6 protein-coding genes and 1 pseudogene are annotated in these 8,440 nt (G+C 59.3%); all 7 read left to right on the forward strand.

The genetic code is table 11. The features are described from left to right. The first annotated feature begins 44 nt into the window (after positions 1-44). The 7 genes and pseudogenes from P1J78_RS23320 to P1J78_RS23345 all read left to right on the forward strand — a co-directional run bounded on the left by P1J78_RS23320 (position 45) and on the right by P1J78_RS23345 (position 8,002). On the forward strand, positions 45-827 hold the full coding sequence (locus P1J78_RS23320; RefSeq protein ID WP_374213416.1) for a DUF6880 family protein: 783 nt from the start codon (positions 45-47) through the stop codon (positions 825-827). Between the two features lie 196 nt (positions 828-1,023). Next, positions 1,024-1,349 (forward strand): annotated as a pseudogene (locus P1J78_RS23325) (recombinase family protein); the annotation flags it as partial. A 26-nt stretch (positions 1,350-1,375) separates the two neighbouring features. Next, positions 1,376-1,591 (forward strand): hypothetical protein, encoded by a 216-nt coding sequence (locus tag P1J78_RS25605; protein WP_445260960.1) that lies wholly within the window; start codon positions 1,376-1,378, stop codon positions 1,589-1,591. Beyond that, positions 1,588-1,743 carry a hypothetical protein gene (locus tag P1J78_RS25610; RefSeq protein ID WP_445260961.1) on the forward strand — a complete coding sequence of 52 codons (156 nt, stop codon included), beginning with the start codon at positions 1,588-1,590 and terminating at the stop codon, positions 1,741-1,743. The genes P1J78_RS25605 and P1J78_RS25610 overlap by 4 nt, the downstream gene beginning before the upstream one ends. A 253-nt stretch (positions 1,744-1,996) precedes the next feature. Continuing rightward, on the forward strand, positions 1,997-4,540 hold the full coding sequence (locus tag P1J78_RS23335) for a tellurite resistance TerB family protein (RefSeq protein WP_275569786.1): 2,544 nt from the start codon (positions 1,997-1,999) through the stop codon (positions 4,538-4,540). After that, positions 4,518-5,825, forward strand: coding sequence for an ATP-binding protein (locus tag P1J78_RS23340; protein ID WP_275569787.1), 1,308 nt, complete (start codon positions 4,518-4,520; stop codon positions 5,823-5,825). Before P1J78_RS23335 ends, P1J78_RS23340 begins: the two co-directional genes overlap by 23 nt. Positions 5,826-5,830: 5 nt before the next feature. Beyond that, positions 5,831-8,002, forward strand: coding sequence for a DEAD/DEAH box helicase (locus P1J78_RS23345; protein ID WP_275569788.1), 2,172 nt, complete (start codon positions 5,831-5,833; stop codon positions 8,000-8,002). The last annotated feature ends 438 nt before the right edge of the window (positions 8,003-8,440 follow it).

Genomic DNA, 8,440 nt, shown 5'->3' on the forward strand with positions numbered 1-8,440 from the left:
CCGTCCCGCGCATCATCACCCCCAGCATGCCGTGCAAAGGGTGAATCACGTTCTCAAACCCCTGTCGAGGCAGAGTTTTTCAGCAGCCTGTTAAGGACATTGCCGACGCGCAGGGCGACGTGGACGCCTTCATCGCGCAGTACGAACCGAAGACCCGCCGGGTGCCCGCCATCGCCGCCCGGATCGCCGCGCGGCTCCTGGCGGCGAACCGTGCCGAGGAGGCGCTGACCACGCTGGAGGACGCCGACACAGACGCACGACGAGAGTTGCACCCAGACTGGCACCGGGTCCGCCTGGACGTGCTGGAGGCCCTTGGGCGGGCCGAGGAGGCCCAAGCCGCGCGATGGGCCAGTTTCGAGAAGACGCTCTCGGAGGAAGACCTTCGCGCCTATCTCAAACGGCTGCCGGATTTCGACGACCTGGAGGCCGAGGAGCGCGCGCTCGATCACGCGATGGGCTACGCGAGCGTCCATTCGGCCTTGGCCTTCCTGGTGAACTGGCCGGCGCCGGAGCGCGCCGCAGCCCTTGTGCTCGACCGCGCAGGCGAGTTGGATGGGGATTTCTACGAGGTGCTGACGCCGGCGTCGGAGGTGCTGTCGGCGAAGCATCCCCTCACCGCCACGGTGCTCTTGCGGGCGATGATCGACTTCTCGCTGGATCGGGCGCGGTCGAAACACTATCGCCATGCCGCGCGGCATTTCCTCGCAGGCGAAAGCCTAGCCGGCCAGATCGGCGACTACGGCAACATTGAAACCCACGCCACATTCATCGCGCGCCTGCGTAAGAAACATGGCCGAAAACACGCGTCCTGGTCTTTGGTCGATTGAGCTACGCACAGTGCGTGTGGCGTTCCTGAGCATCAAGTGAAGCGCGTTCACTAAGTTGGACCTTTCTGTCCCGTAACGGTTGGCAGTCCCGAAGCGTAGAGAAAACGGCCGTTAGATTAGGCCTCTATGGTGGCGAACCCCGCGAGGGGGCGATTGAAATCAACAGGGAAACATTAGGGTTGGTGAGCCATCCCAGGTCGGCCGCGTGCCAGCGGGCGAGATCGAGGCGGCCGTCATCGACCAACTGCGCGCAGTATTCCGCCAGCCGGAGATCGTCGCGGGGACGTGGAAGGCGGCACGTGCCCTCGCCGACGACACTCCGAGGCCGACGCACGCGCGGCTCTGCAGCAGCTCGATCCGCTGTGGGACGAACTATTCCCCGCCGAGCAAGCCCGCATCGTGGCGCTGCTGGTCGAGCGCGTGGATGTCGGCACTGACGGGCTCAACGTCCGCCTGCGCGTCGATGGCCTCGGCGGCCTCGCGCGCGAGATGCTAGCTGGCGGCATCGAGGTCGCAGCATGACACGCGGGGCGCCGATACCTGACACCGTGACGCTCCACGTCCAGTTCCGCATCGTGAAGCGCGGCGGGCGGAAGGAAATGCAATTGCCGGATGGCGCCGCGCAGCCGAGGCGGACCGACAATACGCTCGTCAAGGCACTTGCCCGCGCCTTCCGCTGGAAGAGGATGCTGGACTCGGGCGACTTCGCCACCATCGCCGAACTGGCCGAGCGTGAGGGCAGGGCATCGCATCCTCCTACATGACCCGCGTCCTGCGCCTGACACTGCTCGCGCCCGACATCGTCGAGGCGATCCTGGACGCGAAGCAGGGGTCGGCGGTGACGCTAGCGCGGGTGCTCGAGGCGTTTCCGGCTGAATGGGCAGGGCAGCCGGACCACATCGGGCGCGCCGGCTGAAGCTGTCATTCGCGTTGTGCGCGGCGAACGGCTGCAACGAGCCTTCTTGGACCCTGGTGTCTTGGGCAGCCTCCGCTCTGTTGGAAAGGAAGAGGACGTGCCTAAGGCGAGAAGGAATGGCCGGTATCGGTCAGGCACTCACTACGCTACGGTCGGATAGCGATGAGCCGGTACCGCGACCGTTGCGGGAGTTGTATGGAGGGCTAGTGATTGGCTACCGTGATGATCGGTCGTTCTTGACGAGGGTTCCTAGATGAAGGCTTTCTTAAAGCTTCTCAGAATTCTATTTTTCTTTGCTGTCTATTTCTGCATCGCCCTATTGGTCGTTGCTTTTGGTCTTCAGGGTTGGCCGGTTGGCGGCCAGATGCTGTTTGCGTTTGGTGTCCCTGTTATTCTGGTCTCTTGGCAAGAAAAGAGGCGATCGCGAAAAATCGCCACGAAATCCATTGCTGAGGGAAGTTTGGAAATCCGAACCTCCCGACCTGAGCCGGTACCGCGCCCAAGTGCCTACGAAAATCGTATCGAGCGTGAGCGCGAACGAACTCGCGAAGCCAATGCTTCAAAAGCACCGGTTGCCGTTCAGTCCTATTCCCCACCAAAGCAGGACTACGCCGAGATCGTTCGCGCTGGAAAGTCTGCGGCGCCAGCACTTGCGGCGGCCGCTGAACGAAACCAGCCTTTGCGCACTGTATCGAGCAAATCGACCCGATCAACGAAAAGCGGATGGGTCCCATCTGGCGAAACAGCTAGCGTGGCTGGCCGCAACATCGGCGGGATGGTCTATGTCGGCACGCCTCCCTTACTGAACACCTACGGGTATCGTGACAAGTGCCGGGCCTATATCGATCCGTCCCTGTCGGTCGCGCGCTCTGGAGCCGACAAATCAGGTGAAGGCATGCCCTATTGGCCGGGGTACTCGGACATCTCACCCCAGTGCCGGGCGACCTACCTTGACTGGCTGGCCAGCGGGCGAAACGATGCCTCCTACAACCCCGGCTACATGTTCCTGTACTTCTACGGGTTGGAGCGTCGCTTCTTCGTCGATCAGTCCAACGAAGACGCCAAGGATATCGTGCAGGAAGTTCGGCGCTTGCAATCACTTTACCCTGACAATCACTCGGTCAGGCGCTACCTGGGTGAGTTCCTCGACATTGCGATGCTTGCCGAGACCGACGTCGACGCTATTGAGCCGATTTTCGAGAGGCAGGGCTGGGAATTACCGTTCTCACTGAAGTACGCAATCGGAGCCCGCATCGACAAAGGCGAAAACCTTAGCGCGGACTGGTTGCTGAGTTGGTTCATCTGCCATCCTGAAACGAATCTGAGAACTCCTGCCGCGCGTTGCCGTGACGAGTTCATCGCACTTTTCCGCATGCGGTTTGACCGCCGTTTTCCTGACGGACTCAAGGTTACTAAGCCCAGGAAATCGCTCACGGCGTCCTATCGTGCAGCTTCGAGCGAGTTTCAGGGCTCCCTAAACCCAACCGTGGATGGCAAACCAGTCCCGGATATCTCCGGCTTGCGAAAGCCGGTGGAAATTGCCCAGGTGTTGGCTGACGAAGTGATGAACGAGCTCGACAAGCTCAGCCGTTTCTTGGGCCGAAATCCTGACGCCCGCGGAAGCGTGGAAGCGCATGCCCTCCTGCCATCTGAACTGTGGCAATCTTTTCCATCTGAGGAAATGGACCGCTTGAAAACTTGGGCCAACGAGATCGTCGAGCGGGGGGGATTGGTGCCGCTCAAGGAGGTCATCGTACGTCTAGAGGGAGAAACAAGCGGGAAGATCGGGAAACGACAGATGACAGGAGCGGCGGACGCGCTCGCACGCCTCGGCTTTGGTCTGGCGCCCGATCCTCGGTTCGCGCTCCGATCGCCGAAGCCGGAAGAGCCTGTTGTGCTGTTCAGCCTGGGCGAACCCATCGAAAGACTGGAGGACGTTTCTGTCAACTATCGGAGTGCCTTGATGGAGTTGGCACTTGGGTCTTTCGTTGCGCATGCGGATGGTCGCATCGCGGAGCCGGAGCGAAAGGTGCTTGAAGATCAGGTGTCTGCCACGGTCCTCAGCGATCAGGAACGCCGCAGGCTGCGCGCGAACCTTGAATGGTTCCTCGCCGTGCCACCGGACATGACGCTTCTGCGGCGCAAACTGAAGGAGGTTGGTCAAGATAGCCAGGCTGCCATCCGTGCAGCGCTGGTTGGGGCAGCACATGCAGATGGAATTATTCACTCCGACGAAGTCGCGAGCATCGAGAAGGTCTACAAGGCTCTGGGCCTCGACCCTGCGCTTGCCTACTCAGACCTTCACGCCGGCGAAATTACGGATGGTCCCCGCACTGTTCGTGCCTCGCAACCGGGCCGTGCAGGCGAAGCGATACCCGATCTTGAAAAAGCCAGCGGGCCTAAACTCGATGCTTCACGGATCGCGGCAATCCGTTCAGACACCGAGCGCGTGTCGTCTGTCCTTGGTCAGATTTTCGATGTCGAAGAGGAAGAGAGCGGTCTCTCCGCGACTGCCAACCAAAGCCAGCTGGCAGGACTTGACCCGAAACACGGCGCCCTTGTTCTCGAACTGGTTAATCGGGAGCATTGGTCTGAAACCGAGTTCGAGAAGATCTGCGCCTCTCATGGTTTGATGGCGGCTGGCGCACTGGAGGTCGTGAACGAATGGGGTTTTGAGATCTACGATGAAGCGCTTCTCGACGAGTATGATGGATATGACGTGTCTCCGGAAATTGCAGAGGCGATAAAGAAAATGATGGAAACGGAGGTCGCCGATGTCGAAACTCAAACCACGTGAGCGCGATGCAATTGTTCAGGCGCTTCGGGCAGGGGTCGTGCCTAAGCTCGGCTTGCGCCATATACAGGTCGGTCGCGTCCGGGAGATCGAAGAACTCGTCAAGGACATGGACCGGATTTCCGATGGCGGTTCGGCAATCCGGTTCATTATCGGGGAATACGGGTCTGGCAAGACGTTCTTCATGAACCTGATCCGCCTCGTCGCCTTGGAGAAAGGCTTGGTCGTGATGTTCGCCGACCTGGCACCAGATCGCCGCATTCACGCGACCGGCGGGCAAGCCCGAGGGCTTTATGCCGAGATGGCCCGAAACCTGTCGACGCGGACAAAGCCCGATGGTGGGGCATTGGCCAGCGTGGTGGAGCGGTTTGTCAGCCAGGCTCACCGAGATGCCGAAGAGCAGGATTTGCCCACTGGGTCTGTCATTCGTGAACGCCTTGGCCACTTTGAAGAACTTACCGGGGGGTTTGAGTTCGCTGAAGTCATCCGTCGATATTGGGAAGGCCATGAGACCGGGGACGACGAGTTGAAGTCCGCAGCCCTAAGGTGGCTGCGCGGTGAATTCGCGACACGCACCGACGCACGCAAAGCGCTTGGAGTGCGAACGATCATCGACGACGCCAGCGTCTATGACCATCTGAAGCTGATGTCGGCATTCGTGTGCGAGGCCGGTTACAAAGGATTGCTGGTCGGCCTCGACGAGATGGTGAATCTCTACAAACTCACCTCGTCGCAAGCCCGCAATGCAAACTACGAGCAGATCCTTCGGATCCTCAACGACGTGCTGCAGGGTAGTGCCGAGAACCTCGGGTTCCTCATGGGCGGGACCCCGGAGTTTCTGATGAACACCCGTCGAGGGCTTTACAGCTACGAAGCCCTCCAGTCGCGTTTGGCCGAGAACACCTTCGCGAGAGACGGATTGGTCGACCTTTCAGGACCTGTTGTCCGGCTGGCCAGCCTGACCCCTGAAGACCTCTTCGTTCTTTTGGCCAATGTCCGGCGGATCATGCAGGACGACGCCGGTGCTTTGCCGGACGATGCGCTCGAGGCCTTCATGGCGCATTGCTCAGACCGGATCGGCGAAGCGTACTTCCGGACGCCTCGCAATACGGTGACGGCCTTCGTGAACTTGCTTTCCGTGCTCGAGCAAAACCCCGGTGTCGAATGGAGCGATCTGATCGGAAAAATCGAGGTCTCCGAAGACCTCGGGGAAGACTTGACCGAGGTAGACGAGTCGACTGGTGCCCAGGACCCCGGTGACGATGACCTGATCAGCTTCAAGCTCTGACGCCGATGAGCAGTGCGTTCGACAAACTGGCGAGGCCTGTGCAGAAATGGATACGCCAGCAAGGATGGCGCGAACTTCGCGACATCCAGGCGCGATCCATCCGGACGATCTGCGAGACCAATGCCGATTTGATAGTTGCGGCTTCCACGGCGGGCGGAAAGACCGAGGCGGCGTTCCTGCCGTTGATTTCGCAGGTGCTTGACGAGCCGTTCGACGGCATCGGCTTCGATCTGCTTTACATTGGCCCGCTGAAAGCGTTGATCACGGATCAAGCCATGCGGTTGGAGGGAATCTGCCAGGAAGCAGAGCTTCCGGTTATTCCCTGGCACGGCGATGTATCGCAATCGATCAAGACGCGTGCGTTGAAATCTCCCAAAGGGATCCTGCTGATAACCCCAGAGTCCCTAGAGGCACTTTTCATTCGTCGCGGTTTGGAAATCGCGCGCGTGTTTGGGGCCACACAGGCGGTCGTGATCGACGAGTTGCACACGGTTCTTGATAGCGAACGCGGTGTCCAGCTCTGTTCACTGCTCACAAGGCTCGAGCTCGCGATAAAGCGCCCAATCCGGCGCATAGGGCTATCAGCCACTCTCGGCGACATGGACCTGGCCAAGGCCTATCTTCGTCCTGACGCAGCAAGCTCAGTCCAGCTCATCGAAGCAGACGGCGGCGAGGCTGAATTGAGGCTCCAGCTTCGCGGCTACGTATCAGGCGATGAAGATGAAAACAGCCCATCCGCAACGGACGCCATCGCAGCCCATCTGTTCAAGCATCTTCGAGGCAGCGACAACCTGGTCTTCGCCGGAGCGCGCCAACGGGTCGAGATCTACGCAGATCGTTTGCGAGAGCTTTGCGAACGGGAACACCTGCCACAGGAATTCTATCCCCACCACGCCAGCCTCTCCCGCGAACACCGTGACTTCGTTGAGCGCCGCTTAAAGGACGTTGCAAAACCGACGACCGCAGTATGCACGTCGACGCTCGAACTCGGAATCGACATCGGTGACGTGACCTGCGTGGCTCAAATCGGGGCACCATTCAACGTCGCCGCGTTGCGACAACGTCTCGGCCGGTCTGGTCGACGAGAGGGACAGCCAGCCATTCTCAGGCAGTACGCCGTCGAAGCCAAGTTGACGTCGGAGAGCAGTTTCGTTGATCGCCTTCGCCTCGGCCTGATCAGATCGATAGCAATGATTGACTTGTTGCTGGAAGGCTGGTGCGAGCCGCCAAAACCGGAGGCGCTTCATCTTTCGACTCTCGTCCACCAGATACTTTCGGTCATTGCTCAGCGCGGCGGCGCTTCTGCGAACGTTATCTACAACGTGCTGTGTCGCGAGGGCCCCTTCCGACAGGTCACGACCGAAGTTTTTGCTAATGTACTGCGTGCGATCGGTCATCCTGAAACTGATCTGATCGAACAGTCTGGAAGCGGGCTTCTACTCCTGGGCAAGACGGGCGAAAGGCTAGTCGAGCATTACAGCTTCTACGCCGTATTCCAGACACCTGAGGAATTCCGGTTGGTTGTAGATGGGCGAGACCTTGGCACCCTGCCGGTCGACAATGTCCTCGCCCCAGGCATGTTGCTGATCTTCTCCGGGCGTCGTTGGGTGGTTCAAGAAATTCATGATTTAGAGAAAGTCATCGTGGTAAAGCCCGCAAAAGCAGGAGTGCCTCCAGTCTTTGGCGGCGACCCGGGTGACATTCATGACAAGGTGATCGAACAGATGTTCGCAGTCCTCGAAGGGGATTTCAAACCCGTGTACATGGACGCGGTTGCCCATACTATGCTCGAGGAAGCACGTGCTCACTACGACCAACTGGAGTTTCAGGCCAATAACATCCGCAGTCTTGGTGAGCATACATGGATCATCGCAACGCGGTTCGGGACGGTGAAGACATCAACGTTAGCGCTTGCACTGAGAAGCGAAGGGTTCTTGGTCGAGCAACATGACGGGTTCTTGGTAGTCGAGGCCGGGGATGAAACACCAGATCTTCGAATGGTGCTTGCACGGTTGTCGGCCGGATACACGGGCGACATCTTCGCCGGCGCTGAAAACCTGATCACGGAGAAGTTTCATGTTTACTTGTCGCGACCTCTTCTGGAGTTGGATGCTGTGTCATCGCGGCTTGTGCCTGGTCTTCTTCCGGGGATGACCAGTAGAATCTTGCAAGTATGACGATCCCGATGGCGAACGTTCGACGTCGGTTCCATCACGCCGAGCGCCACCGGCGTCGAAGTGTTCAGGGTGCAATCTGAAAAACATCATAATGCCAGATGCTTAGAAGCTATTCACCAAATCGGCGCAGTCATGAGGTCCAGAGAATATCGGCCCGGAGAGACCGCTTTAGGGCCACCTGTCAGCAGGGGCAGTGCTCAGCCCCACCCGCATAACCCTCGAAAACAACGGAAAAATCCGGCCGCAGCCGGATCGGGAGAACGCTTTCGCAAGGGCAAGTGGCGGAGGCCATGGGCCTGAAAGACAAGAAAGACGGCTTTGTCTCTGTTTGGGGTCGGCTGGATCGAGGGGAAGGATACTTCGTCACACGTGAAGAATGGGCAAGCGATTGAGAACGTGTGGTTTTGGCTGCATTTGCAGTATCCGTTTTCGCAAGGT

The sequence above is a fragment of the Psychromarinibacter sediminicola genome, assembly GCF_029168335.1.
Taxonomy (GTDB): Bacteria; Pseudomonadota; Alphaproteobacteria; order Rhodobacterales; family Rhodobacteraceae; genus Psychromarinibacter; species Psychromarinibacter sediminicola.